The sequence below is a fragment of the Streptomyces sp. WMMB303 genome, from assembly GCF_029351045.1.
Taxonomy (GTDB): Bacteria; Actinomycetota; Actinomycetes; order Streptomycetales; family Streptomycetaceae; genus Streptomyces.
The window spans coordinates 3,437,291-3,452,990 of record NZ_JARKIN010000001.1 but is presented as its reverse complement, the minus strand read 5'-3'; the positions used below and the strand labels follow the sequence as shown (position 1 = coordinate 3,452,990).

Annotated in this window: 15 protein-coding genes; 9 read left to right on the top strand and 6 right to left on the bottom strand. The window is 70.2% G+C overall.

The genetic code is table 11. From position 1 onward, the window contains the following. Window positions 1-373: 373 nt before the first annotated feature. The 9 genes from rpmH to P2424_RS15345 all read left to right on the top strand — a co-directional run bounded on the left by rpmH (window position 374) and on the right by P2424_RS15345 (window position 7,129). A complete protein-coding gene (gene rpmH / locus P2424_RS15385) occupies window positions 374-511 on the top strand; it encodes a 50S ribosomal protein L34 (RefSeq protein WP_016906158.1) in 138 nt (45 codons plus the stop codon). A gap of 24 nt (window positions 512-535) precedes the next feature. Next, complete coding sequence (gene rnpA, locus P2424_RS15380; RefSeq protein WP_276476298.1) at window positions 536-967, top strand: ribonuclease P protein component; 432 nt, start codon at window positions 536-538, stop codon at window positions 965-967. Then, window positions 964-1,254, top strand: a complete 291-nt coding sequence (gene yidD, locus P2424_RS15375) for a membrane protein insertion efficiency factor YidD (RefSeq protein ID WP_019356751.1) — start codon at window positions 964-966, stop codon at window positions 1,252-1,254. Before rnpA ends, yidD begins: the two co-directional genes overlap by 4 nt. A 3-nt stretch (window positions 1,255-1,257) precedes the next feature. Beyond that, window positions 1,258-2,427: a membrane protein insertase YidC gene (gene yidC / locus P2424_RS15370; RefSeq protein WP_276476297.1), complete on the top strand. Its 1,170-nt coding sequence runs from the start codon at window positions 1,258-1,260 to the stop codon at window positions 2,425-2,427. Window positions 2,428-2,447: 20 nt separating this feature from the next. Further along, on the top strand, window positions 2,448-2,960 hold the full coding sequence (locus P2424_RS15365) for a R3H domain-containing nucleic acid-binding protein (protein ID WP_074999061.1): 513 nt from the start codon (window positions 2,448-2,450) through the stop codon (window positions 2,958-2,960). Then, window positions 2,957-3,721, top strand: coding sequence for a 16S rRNA (guanine(527)-N(7))-methyltransferase RsmG (gene rsmG / locus P2424_RS15360; RefSeq protein WP_276476296.1), 765 nt, complete (start codon window positions 2,957-2,959; stop codon window positions 3,719-3,721). The genes P2424_RS15365 and rsmG overlap by 4 nt, the downstream gene beginning before the upstream one ends. Window positions 3,722-4,027: 306 nt before the next feature. Next, on the top strand, window positions 4,028-5,137 hold the full coding sequence (locus P2424_RS15355) for a ParA family protein (RefSeq protein WP_276476295.1): 1,110 nt from the start codon (window positions 4,028-4,030) through the stop codon (window positions 5,135-5,137). After that, the gene (locus tag P2424_RS15350) at window positions 5,134-6,294 is read left to right on the top strand and encodes a ParB/RepB/Spo0J family partition protein (protein ID WP_276476294.1); all 1,161 of its coding nucleotides are present in this window, start codon (window positions 5,134-5,136) and stop codon (window positions 6,292-6,294) included. The genes P2424_RS15355 and P2424_RS15350 overlap by 4 nt, the downstream gene beginning before the upstream one ends. Before the next feature lie 214 nt (window positions 6,295-6,508). Then, window positions 6,509-7,129, top strand: coding sequence for a GNAT family N-acetyltransferase (locus P2424_RS15345; protein ID WP_276476293.1), 621 nt, complete (start codon window positions 6,509-6,511; stop codon window positions 7,127-7,129). A 158-nt stretch (window positions 7,130-7,287) separates the two neighbouring features. Here P2424_RS15345 and trxA read toward each other — a convergent pair whose 3' ends face one another. The 6 genes from trxA to murJ all read right to left on the bottom strand — a co-directional run bounded on the left by trxA (window position 7,288) and on the right by murJ (window position 15,692). Next, window positions 7,288-7,617, bottom strand: coding sequence for a thioredoxin (gene trxA, locus P2424_RS15340; RefSeq protein WP_074999065.1), 330 nt, complete (start codon window positions 7,615-7,617; stop codon window positions 7,288-7,290). Between the two features lie 81 nt (window positions 7,618-7,698). Next, window positions 7,699-8,685, bottom strand: coding sequence for a thioredoxin-disulfide reductase (gene trxB, locus P2424_RS15335; protein ID WP_276476292.1), 987 nt, complete (start codon window positions 8,683-8,685; stop codon window positions 7,699-7,701). Window positions 8,686-8,790: 105 nt separating this feature from the next. Further along, a complete protein-coding gene (locus tag P2424_RS15330; protein WP_276476291.1) occupies window positions 8,791-9,975 on the bottom strand; it encodes a hypothetical protein in 1,185 nt (394 codons plus the stop codon). Beyond that, the gene (gene sigM, locus P2424_RS15325; RefSeq protein ID WP_276476290.1) at window positions 9,972-10,790 is read right to left on the bottom strand and encodes an RNA polymerase sigma factor SigM; all 819 of its coding nucleotides are present in this window, start codon (window positions 10,788-10,790) and stop codon (window positions 9,972-9,974) included. Before sigM ends, P2424_RS15330 begins: the two co-directional genes overlap by 4 nt. 53 nt (window positions 10,791-10,843) lie before the next feature. Beyond that, window positions 10,844-13,054, bottom strand: coding sequence for a hypothetical protein (locus P2424_RS15320; RefSeq protein WP_276476289.1), 2,211 nt, complete (start codon window positions 13,052-13,054; stop codon window positions 10,844-10,846). Window positions 13,055-13,187: 133 nt separating this feature from the next. Further along, on the bottom strand, window positions 13,188-15,692 hold the full coding sequence (gene murJ, locus P2424_RS15315) for a murein biosynthesis integral membrane protein MurJ (protein ID WP_276476288.1): 2,505 nt from the start codon (window positions 15,690-15,692) through the stop codon (window positions 13,188-13,190). Window positions 15,693-15,700 lie beyond the last annotated feature (8 nt).

The following is a 15,700-nucleotide window of genomic DNA, read 5'->3' as shown; positions in this document are numbered from 1 at the left end:
GGGACGGTCGGGAAGGAAAGGAAGTTCGGCCACGGTAGTCACGCGGACCTGCCCCGTTCAAGTCGTTGTCCACAGGCTGTGCACGAGTGCAGTAGTCGAGTCGCCACCGGGGTGGTCGTCGGTGGGTGGCCGGGCCCCGTCGGGCCCGGTTTGACCGGGTGGTGCGGGCACGCGTACCGTAACCAGGTCGAGTGTCGACGGCTGCTGCCGCCTGCCTCCGATGGGCAAGATCAAACGGGATTCCCGGTCGATCATGAAGCGGTGCACACTCGGGCGTTGCGAGCTACTCGTGGGCGCACGGTGACAGCCGGTCGACTCCCCGCACCCAGTCCTGCGGCGAGCGCGGGACACCAAGCATCTCTGGAGCCCCCGAGTGAGCAAGCGCACCTTCCAGCCGAACAACCGTCGCCGCGCGAAGACCCACGGCTTCCGGCTGCGCATGCGGACCCGCGCCGGCCGCGCGATCGTCGCGAACCGCCGCAGCAAGGGTCGCGCCCGCCTGTCGGCCTGAGCAGCCTGACCACAGGTCCATGACGTGCTGCCTACCGAGAACCGGCTGAGGCGGCGCGAGGACTTCGCGGCCGCGGTACGCCGAGGACGCCGGACCGGTCGCCCGCTTCTCGTCGTCCATCTACGCAGTCGAACGGACCCGCACGTGCCGGGGGGAGAGGTCCCCCCGCCGCGTGCGGGTTTCGTCGTGAGCAAGGCCGTCGGCAACGCGGTGGTCCGTAACCGTGTGAAGCGGCGGCTGCGGCATCTGCTGCGGGACCGGCTCTCCCTGCTGCCCCCCGGTAGCCTGGTTGTCGTACGGGCGCAACCCGGTGCGGCGGACGCGGACCACGTGGAACTGGCCCGCGATCTGGATGCCGCGCTGCGGAAGCTGCTCAACGGGCCCCCTCACCGCTCTGCCGCCTCGGGGGACAGCCCCCGGAATCCCGGAAGCGAACCGGGAGGGAGAGCTCAGTGAAGTACCCGCTGCTGTGGTTGATCAAGCTGTACCAGTGGACCATCAGTCCGATGCTCGGTCCGGTGTGCCGGTACTACCCGTCGTGCTCCCACTACGGGTACACGGCCATCGCCCGTCATGGCGCCGTGAAGGGAACGGGCCTGACGGCTTGGCGCATCCTGCGCTGCAATCCGTGGTCGCCCGGTGGCGTCGACCATGTCCCCGCCCGGAAGCACCCGGTATGGCACCAGCGGATCCGCTCCCGCTGGCAGCAGCACCGGACCCAGTCCAATGCCCAAGGAGCCTGATTCGTGGACACGATCCTGAGTCCTCTCTACAAAGCCGTCTCCTGGATCATCGTCCAGTTCCATTCGCTGTTCAGCCTGGTCTTCGACCCGGACGGCGGCTGGGCCTGGGGTCTGTCCATCTTCTTCCTGGTGGTGCTGATCCGGATCTGCCTGATCCCGCTCTTCGTCAAGCAGATCAAGTCGACGCGGAACATGCAGGCGCTCCAGCCGAAGATGAAGGCGATCCAGGAGCGCTACAAGAGCGACAAGCAGCGCCAGAGCGAAGAGATGATGAAGCTCTACAAGGAGACGGGCACCAACCCGCTCTCCAGCTGCCTGCCGATCCTCGCGCAGTCGCCGTTCTTCATCGCCCTCTTCCGGGTGCTCCAGCACATCGCGGACAACAAGCCGGTGGGCGTCCTCAACGCCGCCCAGGTGGACAGCGCCAAGGACGCGCAGATCTTCGGCGCGCCGATCGCGGCCAAGTTCATGGACAGCGCCGAGAAGGTGGGCCAGCTCGGCGCCAGCCTCACCGACGTCCGCGTGGTCACGGTCATCATGATCGTCCTGATGTCGGCGTCGCAGTTCTACACGCAGCGCCAGCTGATGACCAAGAACGTCGACCTGACGGTGAAGACGCCGTTCATGCAGCAGCAGAAGATGCTGATGTACGTCTTCCCCATCATGTTCGCCGTCTTCGGTATCAACTTCCCCGTCGGTGTCCTCATCTACTGGCTGACCACCAACGTGTGGACGATGGGCCAGCAGATGTTCGTGATCAAGCGCAACCCGACCCCCGGCTCCCGCGCCTTCAACGAGCGCCAGGAGAAGCTGCGCGCCCAGGGCAAGCTCAAGGAGGACCCCAAGGAGGTCGAGGCGCGCGAGGCCGCCGAGGCCGCCCGGGTCCGGCGGCAGCAGCCCAGGCGGCAGAGCAAGTCGCAGCGTCAGGGCGGGGGCGCCACGAGCACCACGAAGGACGAGCCCACCCCGGCCGCCACGTCCATGCAGAAGACCGGACCGAAGACGAACGAGAAGCAGTCCGGCCAGTCCGGCCAGAAGCAGTCCGGTCAGCAGCAGAAGTCCGGCCAGAAGCAGGGCGGCGGGTCGAAGGCGGCAGGCCAGCAGAAGTCGGGCCAGAAGAAGTCCGGCCAGCGCAAGGGCCCGCAGCGTCCCAAGCACCCCTCCAAGAAGTGAGCACCGAAGGAGTCCCCGCCGTGACGGATACGACTGCGCCAGAAGGCACCGAGGCCGACAGCGACACCCTGACCCGGCTGGAACAGGAGGGTGAGATCGCAGCCGACTACCTCGAGGGGCTGCTCGACATCGCCGACCTGGACGGCGACATCGACATGGACGTCGAGGCCGACCGTGCCGCGGTGTCGGTGATCAGTGAGGGCTCGGCCCGCGACCTGCAGAAGCTGGTGGGCCGGGACGGTGAGGTCCTGGAGGCCCTCCAGGAGCTGACCCGGCTCGCCGTGCACCGGGAGACCGGCGACCGCAGCCGGCTCATGCTGGACATCGCCGGATTCCGGGCCCAGAAGCGCGAGGAGCTCGCGGAGCTGGGCGCGAAGGCGGCGCAGGAGGCACAGAGCAGCGGTGAGGCCGTGAAGCTCCGCCCGATGACGCCGTTCGAGCGCAAGGTCGTGCACGACGCGGTGAAGGCGGCCGGACTGCGCAGCGAGTCCGAGGGCGAGGAGCCGCAGCGCTGCGTGGTCGTACTCCCGTGACACAACGGTCGGGGGAGTCCCCGGAGGAGGAGCCGGGCCTGCCACCCGCTCCCGAGGCGGCGCGCAGGGCGTTCGGCGACAGCCTCCGCACGGTGGAGCGGTACGCGGAACTGCTGGCGGATGCCGGAGTGAGGCGCGGGCTGCTCGGCCCGCGCGAGGTGCCCCGGCTGTGGGAGCGGCACCTGCTGAACTGCGTGGTGCTCTCCGAGGTGGTGCCCGAGGGCGTCACGGTGTGCGATGTCGGCTCGGGTGCCGGGCTGCCCGGCATTCCGCTGGCGTTGGTGCGGCCGGATCTGGAGATCACGCTGCTGGAGCCGCTGCTGCGCCGCACGACGTTCCTCCAGGAGGTCGTCGAGCTGCTCGGACTCGATCATGTGACGGTGCTGCGCGGGCGGGCCGAGGAGATGCTGGGCACGCTGACGCCGGTGCATGTGGTGACGGCCCGCGCGGTGGCACCGCTGGACCGGCTGGCCGGATGGGGCGTTCCGCTGCTGCGGCCGTACGGCGAGATGGTGGCGCTCAAGGGCGACACCGCCGAGGACGAGGTGCGGACCGCCCGGGACGCGCTGCACAAGCTGGGTGTCGTGGAGACGACCGTGGAGCACATCGGCGAAGGGCTGATCGATCCGCCCTCGACGGTGGTACGCGCCAGAGTCGGGGAGAGCCCCGGCGGGGTGCGCTTCGCCGCACGGCGGGTCAAGGCCGAGAAGGCGGCCCGGGCGAACGGCCGCTCCGCCCGAGGCGGCCGGCGGCGACGCTGATCCGGGCGGGGGCAGGCCGGTCCCGCTGATCTGTTGGTCGGGCCGGCTGGTCGTCCGGTCGGTGCTGAAACGCTGATTCGGTTACTCCATAAAAACGCTTAAGACCCCGCGGAGCGGAGTGTCGCGGCGGACACCGCGCGGTGCCTGTGCATCGTGTTTCACGTGAAACGCCGCTCTCTGTTGCACGGAATCATCAACCGAGGCCGCGCCGCCGCCGGCGGGCGTGGCCAGACCGCCCCTGAGCCCCGCTCGGAAGTGGATTCATCCACAACTGAGTGGGGCTCGCTGGTTCACGGGCCCGAAAGCATGGGAGGCTCTGCTCATAGCGAGCCTGATGTTGAGGAGAGTGAACCGTTGCGGTCCGACGCCAACATCGCGGGACCGATGGCCGATCCGGTCCCCGGTCCCCGTACAGAGCCAGGGGATACCAGCGCGGTCGCACCCCGCGGTGATGCGGCACGCGAGACGCCACCGCCCATGGACGACACCCCGATCGGCCGCGCGGCACAGCAGGCAGTCGAGGCGATGAACCGCGCCGGAGAGGGCCTGCCCCGCCCCGCTCAGACCCGGATCATGGTCGTCGCCAACCAGAAGGGCGGCGTCGGCAAAACCACCACGACCGTGAACCTTGCAGCCTCGCTGGCCCTGCACGGGGGCCGCGTCCTCGTGGTCGACCTCGACCCGCAGGGCAACGCCTCGACGGCGCTGGGGGTCGACCACCATGCCGAGGTGCCGTCGATCTACGACGTACTGGTGGAGAGCAAGCCACTCTCGGAAGTCGTCCAGCCGGTGCCGGACGTGGAGGGACTCTTCTGCGCGCCAGCGACCATCGATCTCGCCGGTGCGGAGATCGAGCTCGTGTCGCTGGTGGCGCGGGAGAGTCGCCTTCAGCGCGCCATCGAGGCGTACGAGCAGCCGTTGGACTACGTCCTCATCGACTGCCCGCCCTCCCTCGGACTGCTGACGGTGAACGCGCTCGTGGCCGGTGCCGAGGTGCTGATCCCCATTCAGTGCGAGTACTACGCGCTGGAGGGTCTCGGCCAGCTGCTGCGCAATGTCGAACTGGTGAAGGGTCATCTGAACCCGAAGCTCCACGTGTCGACCATCATCCTCACCATGTACGACGGCCGGACCCGGCTGGCGTCCCAGGTGGCGGAGGAGGTGCGCGGTCACTTCGGCAAGGAGGTCCTGCGGACCAACATCCCGCGGTCGGTGCGCATTTCGGAGGCCCCCAGCTATGGGCAGACGGTTCTGACATACGATCCGGGTTCCAGCGGGTCGCTCTCCTACCTGGAGGCGGCGCGGGAAATCGCGCTGCGGGACCCGCATGTTGAGCAGGCACAGCAGGCACAGCAGCTTCAAGCACAGCAACTACAGGCGCAGCAGCACGGCAGCATGGCGGAGGGGACTCAGTGAGCGAGCGACGTAGGGGTCTGGGGCGGGGGCTCGGTGCACTGATCCCGGCGGCTCCGACCGGTCCGGACGCTGCTGACGCAGAAGGTGAGCAGCAGCGGCCGAATGTGAGTGGAGGTTCCACCTCCCCCACCGCCGTTCCCGTGCTGGCTCCGGAGCAGGGGGTGCGGGGCGTGGCGGCGGCCAAGGTCGCGGAACTCTCGCAGCGGGACCAGGAGGAAGCGGGGGCGGAAGACGCCGTTTCACGTGAAACGGCCTCGGCCGTCCCCGCTCAGGGCGCCGGCTCCGAGGAGGCGGGAGGCGCGTTCTTCGCGGAGGTGCCGCTCGACGCCATCACCCCGAACCCGCGCCAGCCTCGTGAGGTCTTCGACGAGGACGCACTGTCCGAACTCGTCACCTCCATCAAGGAAGTCGGGCTCCTCCAGCCGGTCGTCGTCCGGGAGATCACACCTGGCAGCTTCGAGCTCATCATGGGTGAGCGCCGCTGGCGGGCCTGCCGCGAGGCGGGGCTGGAGCGGATCCCGGCCATCGTCCGCGCCACCGAGGACGAGAAGCTCCTCCTCGACGCGCTGCTGGAGAACCTGCACCGGGCACAGCTCAATCCGCTGGAAGAGGCAGCCGCCTACGACCAGCTTCTGCGGGACTTCAACTGCACGCATGACGAACTGGCCGACCGGATCGGCCGTTCCCGACCGCAGGTGTCCAACACACTGCGGCTGCTGCGGCTCTCTCCCGGAGTACAGCGCCGGGTGGCAGCCGGGGTGCTGTCCGCCGGGCATGCACGGGCGCTGCTGTCGGTGGAGGACGGAGAAGAGCAGGACAAGCTCGCTCACCGGATCGTGGCCGAGGGGCTCTCGGTGCGTGCGGTGGAGGAGATCGTCACGCTGATGGGTGGCAAGCCCAAGAGCGCCAAGCCCAAGGGGCCCCGGGCCGGCGCCCGGGTCTCCCCCGCGCTTGACCATCTGGCCGGGCGGCTCTCGGACCGCTTCGAGACCCGGGTGAAGGTCGACCTGGGGCAGAAGAAGGGCAAGATCGTCGTCGAGTTCGCCTCCATGGACGACCTGGAGCGGATTCTGGGCCAGCTCGCTCCGGGCGAGGGCCGGGTGCTGGAACAGAAGCTCGCCGAGGACGACAGCGACGAGGACGCAGTCTCTTCGTAGGCATTCACCTACCTCGCACTCACCTACCTCGCAGTGGGAAGGCCCGGGCGCTGTCGCTCGGGCCTTCCCACTGCCGTCATACCGTCGTCGTGTATCGAACCCCAGCGGCGTAGGAGCACCGTCGTAGCGCCGTTGTGGTGCTGGCTCAGCGGTGCGGCGGGGAGGGGGCGGAATCCGGCAGCCGTCTCGCTGCCCTCCGGATACGATGGGTGCCATGGGACGACAGCTCGTTCCCCTCACGCTGGACAACCTCCCGGATCTCCCCAACCGCTGCCGCGGCTGCGTCTTCTGGGAGTTGGATCCGGTCAGCGGCGAGGAGGCACAGAGGTCGGGGCGGCCCGATCTGGAGAAGGAAGCCTGGATCTCCTCGGTCCTGCTGGAATGGGGCTCCTGCGGTCGGGTTGTCTATGTGGACGAGGCCGCTGTGGGCTATGTGCTCTATGCGCCGCCCGCGTACGTACCGCGCTCCTTTGCCTTCCCCACCAGCCCCGTCGCCCCGGACGCGGTGCAGTTGATGACCGCCTCCCTGCTGCCGGAGTTCCGGGGGCAGGGCATCGGACGGGTGATCGTGCAGACGGTGGCGAAGGATCTGCTGCGGCGGGGCTTCAAGGCGATAGAGGCGTTCGGAGACGCGCAGTGGAGGGAACCGGCCTGCATGTTTCCGGCAGAGCATCTGCTCTCGGTCGGCTTCAAGACTGTCCGCCCACATCCCCGCTATCCCCGACTGCGGCTGGAGCTGCGCTCCACCGTCTCCTGGCGACACGACATGGAGCGGGCTCTGGACCAGCTGCTGGGGAAGGTGCACAGCAAGGAGCCGGCCCTGCGGCCGCTCTGAGACGCCGAGACGGAGGTCGCTGTCCCGGCGACGCTGTGGGGCATGTCGAGATCGTGCCAACGGGATGCGACACAGAGGTGCGGCACGGGACAACTGGGCCTGACAGCGCTGAGGGCGCCGTTTCACGTGAAACGGCGCCCTCAGCTAGGTACGGATGCTCAGCCGATGAACTCGGCGAGGTCCTTCTCGATGGCGCCCTTCGGCTTGGCGCCGACGATCGTCTTCACGACCTCGCCGCCCTGGTAGACGTTCATGGTCGGGATCGACATGATGCCGTACTTGGCGGCGACGCCCGGGTTCTCATCGATGTTGAGCTTCACGACCGTCAGCTTGTCGGCGTTCTCGGAGGCGATGGCCTCCAGCGAAGGAGCGATCTGACGGCACGGCCCGCACCACGCCGCCCAGAAGTCGACCAGCACAGGCTTGTCGCTCTTCAGGACGACGTCCTCGAAGTCGGCGTCGGTCGCGGTCACGGTGGCACCGGCCATGGTGCTTCTCCTCTTTCTCATTGACTGCGGGGGTGGGGAGCTGAGCGGGGACCGGTAGCGGTCCCCTGCGGGCTGGCTGGGTCAGACGGTTGCCGCGGTCTTCTCCGGCTCGGGGGTTTCCTCGGCGTCCACGTCCGTGAGCGCCGCCAGGTAGCGCTCGGCGTCCAGCGCCGCTGAGCAGCCGGTGCCCGCCGCGGTGATCGCCTGGCGGTAGGTGTGGTCCACCACGTCGCCGGCTGCAAAGACCCCGGGGACATTGGTGCGGGTCGAGGGAGCGTCCACCTGAAGGTAGCCGTCCTCGTCCAGGGTGAGGCTGTCCTTGAACAGCTCCACCCGCGGGTCGTGGCCGATGGCGACGAACAGCCCGGTCGCGTCCAGCTCGCGGGTCTCGCCGTTCTGGGTGTCGCGCAGGGTGAGGCCGGACAGCTTGCCGTCCTTGCTGTGGATCTCGGCGACCTCGCTGTCCCAGGCGAAGGAGATCTTCGGGTCGGCGAAGGCCCGCTCCTGCATGGCCTTGGAGGCGCGCAGTGTGTCCCGACGGTGCACCACGGTGACCGAGGCCGCGAAACGGGAGAGGAACGTGGCCTCCTCCATGGCGGTGTCCCCGCCGCCCACCACGGCGATGTGCTGCTCGCGGAAGAAGAAGCCGTCGCAGGTGGCGCAGTAGGAGACGCCGCGGCCGGAGAGCTCTTCCTCCAGCGGCAGGCCCAGCGTGCGGTGCTGCGAGCCGGTGGCCACGATCACGGTCCGGCCGCGGTGCACGGTGCCGTTGGAGTCTGTGACGCTCTTCACCGGGCCGGAGAGGTCGACCGCGGAGATATCGTCCGGCACCAGTTCTGCCCCGAAGCGCTCGGCCTGGGCGCGCATGTTGTCCATCAGTTCCGGGCCCATGATGCCTTCCTGGAACCCGGGGAAGTTCTCGACATCGGTGGTGTTCATCAGCGCTCCGCCTGCGGTGACGGAACCCTCGAACACCAACGGCTTCAGCGACGCGCGGGCGGTGTAGAGCGCTGCCGTGTATCCGGCCGGGCCCGAGCCGATGATGATGACGTTGCGGACGTCGCTCACGGGAGTCTTCCTTGTCTGCCGACTGCTTCCGGGTACTTCTGCCGAGGCTTGCACCCCGTCCAACGGATCCTACGGGGCAGACATTCCCCTGCTCTCGTCCGCGTGTCACCCGCGCGGGTAGGTGCCCTTGAACAGGATCTTGCCCGGACGGGACGGGTCGGCGTTCACACAGGAAGGGTCGACGACGTAGGCATCGACCAGCTTCGGATCGCCGCCCTGGTGGGGCAGGACGACCAGATACCCGGAATGGTGCTGGAAGGTGGCCGCGGAATCGACGGCCAGCGGGCTCTCCGCGCGGTGGAGACCGTCGCGGATGCAGGAGGGCACCGTCGGCCCGTCGCCGAGCGCGTCGTCGCGGAGTGTGTTCCCCTCGCTGCTGGGGCTCCGCTCGACGTCGACCGTTGGCGTGTCGCTGGGCGTGCTGGGGCTGTCCGGCACCCCTCGGGACGGCGGAGGCGAGCTCTTGTCGGAGAGCAGCCCCTGGACGCGCTTGCGCAGCTGCTGATCGTCACTGCTGCCTCCGGCATCGGTGTCGACGGAGGCCGTCGGGCTGGACGGAGCCTGGGGTGCCCGTTTACCCGTGGTCGACTTCGCCGTATTCGAGGCCACCTCGGTGGGAGCCGAGTCGGAGAGCGCGCGGAGGGTGATGCCGCCCAATGTGAGCACGACCATGGACGCCACCGCGACCAGCACGATCGTGCGCCGCCGATGCCGGGTGCTTCGGACGCCGTTCCGCCTGCCCGGTCCGGGGGTGCTGGCCCCGCGGTCCGCTCCTCCGGGGCCGGTGGAAGCCGTGGCACGCCCTGGCGGCCGACCTGCCGCCGCACACCCGGAGCGACGGCCGGACTGAGTTTCACGTGAAACCGAGCGCTCATCCGCTCCTGAAGCGGACCCGTGAGACTCCGCAGCCGTTTCACGTGAAACCGAGCGCTCATGCGCCGCACCGTCATCGTCACCGCTGTCGCTGTCGCTGTCGCTGTCGGTGGCATCCGTTTCCGTGAGGAAGATCGCCGCCCCCGAGGCCCGGGCGGAGGCCGCCGGGGCGGCCTCCGCCGCCAGTGCCCGGTCGATCCGGCTTGCCACATCCTCGGGCATCCGCTCGGGGCCCGGCAGAGTGCCGAGCGTTTCCCGGATCTCCTCCAGCGAGGCGGACACCTCCCTGCAGAGCTCGCAGGTGATCAGGTGCGCGCGGAGTTCCGCCCGGCGTGCCTCCGGCACGATGTCCTCGCTGAGCGCGGAGATCTCGTCGATCTCCGGGTGCTCGTCGCGCGGAGAAGGAGTGGATGTCATGCCTGTCCCCCTCCTTTCCCGGCCCCGGAGCCTGTGGTGTCCTGCTGGGTGGTGTGCGGAGCCTTCCGCGGTGGCGGCTGCTGAGTCGCCTTCCGCGGGGCCTTGCGCGGCGCCGCTCTCGGTGCTGGGACGGATGCTCCCGGCGGGGGGTTCCGTCCGGTACCGGCTTCGTCCTGGGAACCGCCGTCACTGTCTCCGTTGCTGCCGCCGCCCCTGTCTCCGTCGCTGCCGTCCCTGCGCAGATGCGAGACGAGGGGGAGCAGCCGGGCCCGGCCGCGGGCGCACCGGCTCTTGACGGTGCCCACCGCCACATCCAGCACCTCTGCGGCTTCGGCGACGGGGTATCCCTGCATGTCCACCAGTACCAGTGCCGCCCGCTGGTCCACCGGAAGCTCGGACAGCGCGGAGACGATCTGGCGATGCGTCTCGCGGCGTTCCACCGGCGCGGCGGCGGACTCCTGGGGCTCCAGGAGCTGATCCATCCGTTCCGTGTCGTCGGTGAGCGTGGCCCGGCGGGAGGCTGCCTTCCGGACGCGGTCCAGGCAGGCGTTGACCGTGATGCGGTGCAGCCAGGTGGTCACGGCGGACTGTCCCCGGAAGTTGTGCGCGGCGCGATAGGCGGAGATGAGCGCGTCCTGCACGGCGTCGGCTGCCTCCTCGCGGTCTCCGAGCGTGCGCAGCGCCACGGCCCACAGGCGGTCCCGGTGCCGCCGGACGAGCTCGCCGAACGCCTCGGGATCCCCCGCGACATGACGGGCGAGCAGCTCCTTGTCGTCCGGCTCGGCCGTCCAGCCGGGCGCCTCCTCGCTCGCCATGCAGCCCCTCCCCTCACCCTGCCGCCCGCATGTCGGAAGCGGCGCCCGCGGCCTCAGCTGAGGACCTGGACCTCCGTGACGCGACCACGGTAGTCGCCGCCGTCGGTGGCCGGGAGCTTGGTGAGCCACAGCAGCACGTAGCGGGTCTTGATGGGCTTCTTGGCCTTCAGGGTGAGGTGTGCCCCGGAGCCGTTGGTGACCTTGCTGAAACTGCCCAGTGAGGAAGGTGTGTTGGTGACGCTCTTCGGCGCGGCCAGGAAGCTCGCCGAGGTCTTCCCGATGAAGTCCACCTTCAGCTGGCTGACCTGCCGGGTGTTCCCGAGATCGAGGATGAGGCCGGCACCGGACTTCAGATTGCCGAAGGTGGGGTGGCCCAGGTACTTGTCCGTGAGCCAGTAGGTGCCGGGGTCGCCGTCCACGGCGTCGCCCGCCCGCTCCGGCTTCTCGCGTCCGTCCGAGCTCTCCGGGTCGAAGTCCTGCACCTCTCGGATCTTGATGGGCTTGCCGGTCTGCACCGGCTTGTCCTCGCCCTCCACCGGCTTGGTGGGCTTCTCCTTGACCGGTTCGCCCTTGAGCAGGGCGTCGGCGATCTGCCAGCTCCCCAGACCGAGGGCGGCGATCAGCAGCGCGGAGACCCCCCACTTGAGGGCCTTGCCGGTGCGCCCGGGCAGCGTGGGCGGAGCCGGGGGCTCGGCGCCCGGCACCGCGGCCGGACTGCCGGGAGCAGCACCGCCGGGACCGCCGGGCGCCCCGAAGCTGCCCTGCTGGTAGGCAGTGCGCTGGTACGGGGGCGGGGTGGTGAACGCCTGCTCCGGCGGGCGGATGCGGGGCAGCGAGGCGACGGCCTTGCACAGCTCGTCCGGGGTGGTGCAGGGCTGTTCCTGCCGGGAGGCAGTCGCGCCGTCGTTCACGAGAGCGCGCATGGCCAGCGTGGACAGACCGCGGTGGACCCCGGCCCGGAGCTGCTCGGGGGCCACCAGCGCCCCGATGTCCAGCGAACCGGTGCCCGGCAGTCCGTGCGCACCCTCCTCGTACGGCCAGCGCTGGGTGAGCGCCGCGTACAGCAGGGCACCGATCGCCTCCGTGTCGTCCCGCTGCGGGTGCTCGCTCGTGACACCGCGCAGCGCCGCGTTCACCGCGAGCCCGCGGATGCGGTACTGGCCCATGCCGGTCCGGAGCACACAGGAGGGCGTCAGACGCAGATGTGCGAGGCCCTCGCGGTGGGCCGCGGCCAGGGCCTGAGCGAGCTGGTTGACGAGCTGGTACGCCTCGTGCGGCTCCAGGGGGCCGGCGGCGAGCAGCTCGCTGAGCGGGATCGCGTCGGGCAGCCACTCGTGGACCACGTAGACCAGTTCGCCCTCCTCGACCGCGTCGAGGACCTGCACGAACCGGGGGTCGCCGAGCAGGGCCGCCGAGCGGGCCGCGGCGAGGACCTGGCGGGCGCGGGCGTGGCCGACGGGCAGGACGTGCACGCCGACGGCACGACGGAGCTTCTCGTCGACCGCGCGCCAGCTGCTGAACCCGTCGAGCCGGGTGACGCACTCCTCCAGCCGGTACCGCCGGGCCAGCTTGTGGCCGCTGTGCAGCTCGGGGACCCGCATCTCGGCGGGCGCGGGCTTCGAGGACCCGTCGGCCGGCCCGGAGGCCGCTTCGGCCGACTCCCCGGGGCTCTCCGGCTGCTGTCGGCCGGCTCCGGGCCTCTCGCGGTCCTTGGCCTTCTTCCGGGGCTTCTGCCGCCCCGTGTGCTGCCCCGCACCCTTCCCGTCGGCGTTGCCGGAGTCCGCGGTGGCTCTGTCCGCGCCTTCCGTGTCGCTGTCGCCGTCGGGGCCGGAAGCCGCGTCGGCGTCCGGGTCGGAGACCGCGTCGGAGTCGGCACCGGCAGCGGTGCCGGGATCGGCGTCGGCACCGGAATCGGCGTCGGTGGGGCGCTCAGGAGCGGCCGGGGAGGTGTCGTCACCGCGTGCCCCGTCGGCTCCGTCGGGATCGACGGCAGGCTCCTCCCCATCCGAGTTCGGCTGGTTCCCACTGCTCCCTTCGGGGGAGGAGTCGGGGCGAGTGGCACCGCGCGTACCCGTCAGCGGTGCGGTGTCGGTGGAGTGGGCTGGGGACTCGTCGTGGTCCGAGGTCCCGGTGTCGCGGCTGTATCCGTTCGTCGCGTCCGTCGCACCGTCGCCCGTGGCCCCGTCCTGCTGGGCGGTCAGTGGTGCGTCATGTGCGCCACTGGTCTCGGCCACGCCGACAGCGGCTGTGCTCCGTTCCGCCACCGTCGTTCCTGCCTCCCCATCCGTGGTGGCCGTTTTCCAGGAAACGGCCAAAAACATTGTGCCTACACCTCGCCGCTATGCACGACACGCGGGGGCGAATGATGGTTGTATACGCCGGTTTCCCAGCCGCTTTTCATCGGCCGAGTCTGGCGCGCACCATCCCGAGCATCGCCGTCATCTCCTCGATGCGCATGCGCTTCGCCGCTAGGACGAAAACCGCGCCCAATACGATCCCTCCACCCAGCAGCGCGGCGATCGAGCCGAGCGTGCCGCTGCCCAGCGCGTGGGTGACGCCCCAGGCCGCGGCTCCGGCGGCGAGCGTGGCCGGGACGCTGGCCCCGGCGAGCCGGGTGTACGTACGGATCACGTGCCGCCCGTCGAGGTCGCCGCCCAGCCGGTGGCTGAGCCGGCGCCAGGCGACGCCGACGCCGATGATGTAGGCGAGCCCGTAGGAGGCGGCCATGCCCACGACCGCCCAGCGCGAGGGCAGCAGCAGGAAGCACAGTGCGGAGGCGACGGCGTTGACGGCGGCCACTATCACCGTGTTGAAGAACGGGGTGCGGGTGTCCTCGTAGGCGTAGAAGGCACGCAGGACGACGTACTGCACCGAGAAGGGGATCAGGCCGAGGCCGAAGGCCATCAGCATGTACCCCATGGAACGGGCCGCGTCCACGCCCGCCGAGCCGTAGATCATCGTGCACATCGGGATACCGAGCGCCACGAAGCCGAAGGCGATCGGGACGATGGCGACGGCGGAGTTGCGCAGGCCCTGCGAGATGTCGTCCCGCACGGCTCCGCTGTCACCGTCGGCGGCCGAGCGCGAGAGCCGGGGCAGCAGCGCGGCCATCACCGAGACGGTGATGATCGCCTGCGGCATGTTCCAGATCAGCTGCGCGTTGGAGTAGGCGATGTAACCGGTGCCCGAGTGGCCGCTCTGGGCCGCCGTGGTGCCCGCCCAGGTGGAGAGCTGCGAGACGACCAGGACGCCGGCCTGGTTGGCGAGCACGAACAGGATCGTCCACTTGGCCAGCTTGGCGGCCTTGCCCAGGCCGTGTCCGCGCCAGTCGAAGCGGGGGCGGATGCGGAAGCCCGCGGCCCGGAGGTACGGGATCATCGCCAGCGCCTGTACGACCAGACCCAGCAGGGTGCCGACCCCGAGGAGCCGTGCACCCTCGGGCGGGATGGTGTTGACCGTCAGATCCGAGGTGTCGGCGGTGCCGTAGACCCACAGGAACATGCTGATGGTGGCGATGATGACGATGTTGTTCAGGACCGGGGTCCACATCATGGCGCCGAAGCGGCCCCGCGCGTTGAGGATCTGCCCCATCACCACATGGATGCCCATGAAGAAGATCGAGGGGAGGCAGTAGCGCACGAAGGTCACGGTGACCTCGTTGGCCGCCGGGTTGTCGGCGAGTTTCACCGACATCAGCCGCACCAGGACGGGTGCTGCGAACACCGAGGCCACGGCCAGCGCCCCCAGGATCACCGCGACCAGCGTCAGCAGGCGGTTCGCGTACGCCTCGCCGCCGTCGCCGTCCTCCTTCATGGCGCGGACGAGCTGCGGCACGAAGACGGAGTTGAGGCCGCCGCCGACGGTCAGCACATAGATCATGGTCGGCAGCGTGATGGCGAGCTGATAGCTGTCGCCGAGGGCCGAGGCGCCGAGTGCGGCCACGATCATCGCGGAGCGCACGAACCCGGTGAGCCGGGAGACCATCGTACCCGCGGCCATGATGGCGCTGGACTTGAGGAGACCTCCCCCGCCGCCGGAGGCGGGCGGTGCGGCGGGAGCCGCGCCCTCTTCGCCGGGCGGAGCGCCCTTGGGGACGACGGTGCCGAGATCGACCGTCTGCGCGGACGGTTCCTCGGCGGCACCGGGAGCCCCCGGCTCGGGCGGGTAGGGCGGCGGCTGTGTGGGTTCCGGGTGGAACCCGGAGGACTGCGCTTGGTCCCGGCCCGGGCCGTGCTCCGGCGAAGGGCCGTGCCCCGGTGAAGGGCCGTGCCCCGGTGAAGGGTTCTGCCACGGGTCGGAGCCGGGCGGCTGTCTCCGGTCGGCGGGCGGGACGTACCCCGGGGGCGGCCCCGCGGGCGGCGCGGACTGCTGTGGCGGCGCCTGACCCTGGTCGCGGTAGAGGTGCGCGAAGGCGTCGCTCTGCGGTGCGTGCGGAGACGGGGGTGTGGGCGAGGAGGGCGACGAGGACGGGGCCGGTGGCCGGTGGGCCGTACCCGGGGCCTGGAGCGGGTGCTGGGCGGGTTGCGGGCCCTGGTACGCCTGGCTCTGCGGCGGCCCGCTCTGCTGGGCCTGACCTGGGTGTGCCTGCCCCTGCTGGGCCTGGCTCGGGTATGCCGGCCCCTGCTGGGATTGGCCCGGATACGGCGTGCTCGGGTATGGCGTGCCCGGGTACGGCTGCTGTCCCTGATACGGCTGGCTGCGGGGGGAGCGCGGCGGGTCCTGTGCCGCGTGCGGTTCTTCGGGCTGTGGGCCGGGGGAGGGCCAGGTGTGCGGATCGTGGACCGAGGGGTCGCGCTCCTCGTGCGGGTCGGGCCCGTACGAGTCCTGTGCGTACGCGTCTTCCGGCCGGCCAGAGCCGTCACCGGGGTTCCGGCCCCGGTCACCGCCATACGGCGCGTTCATCGTCGCTA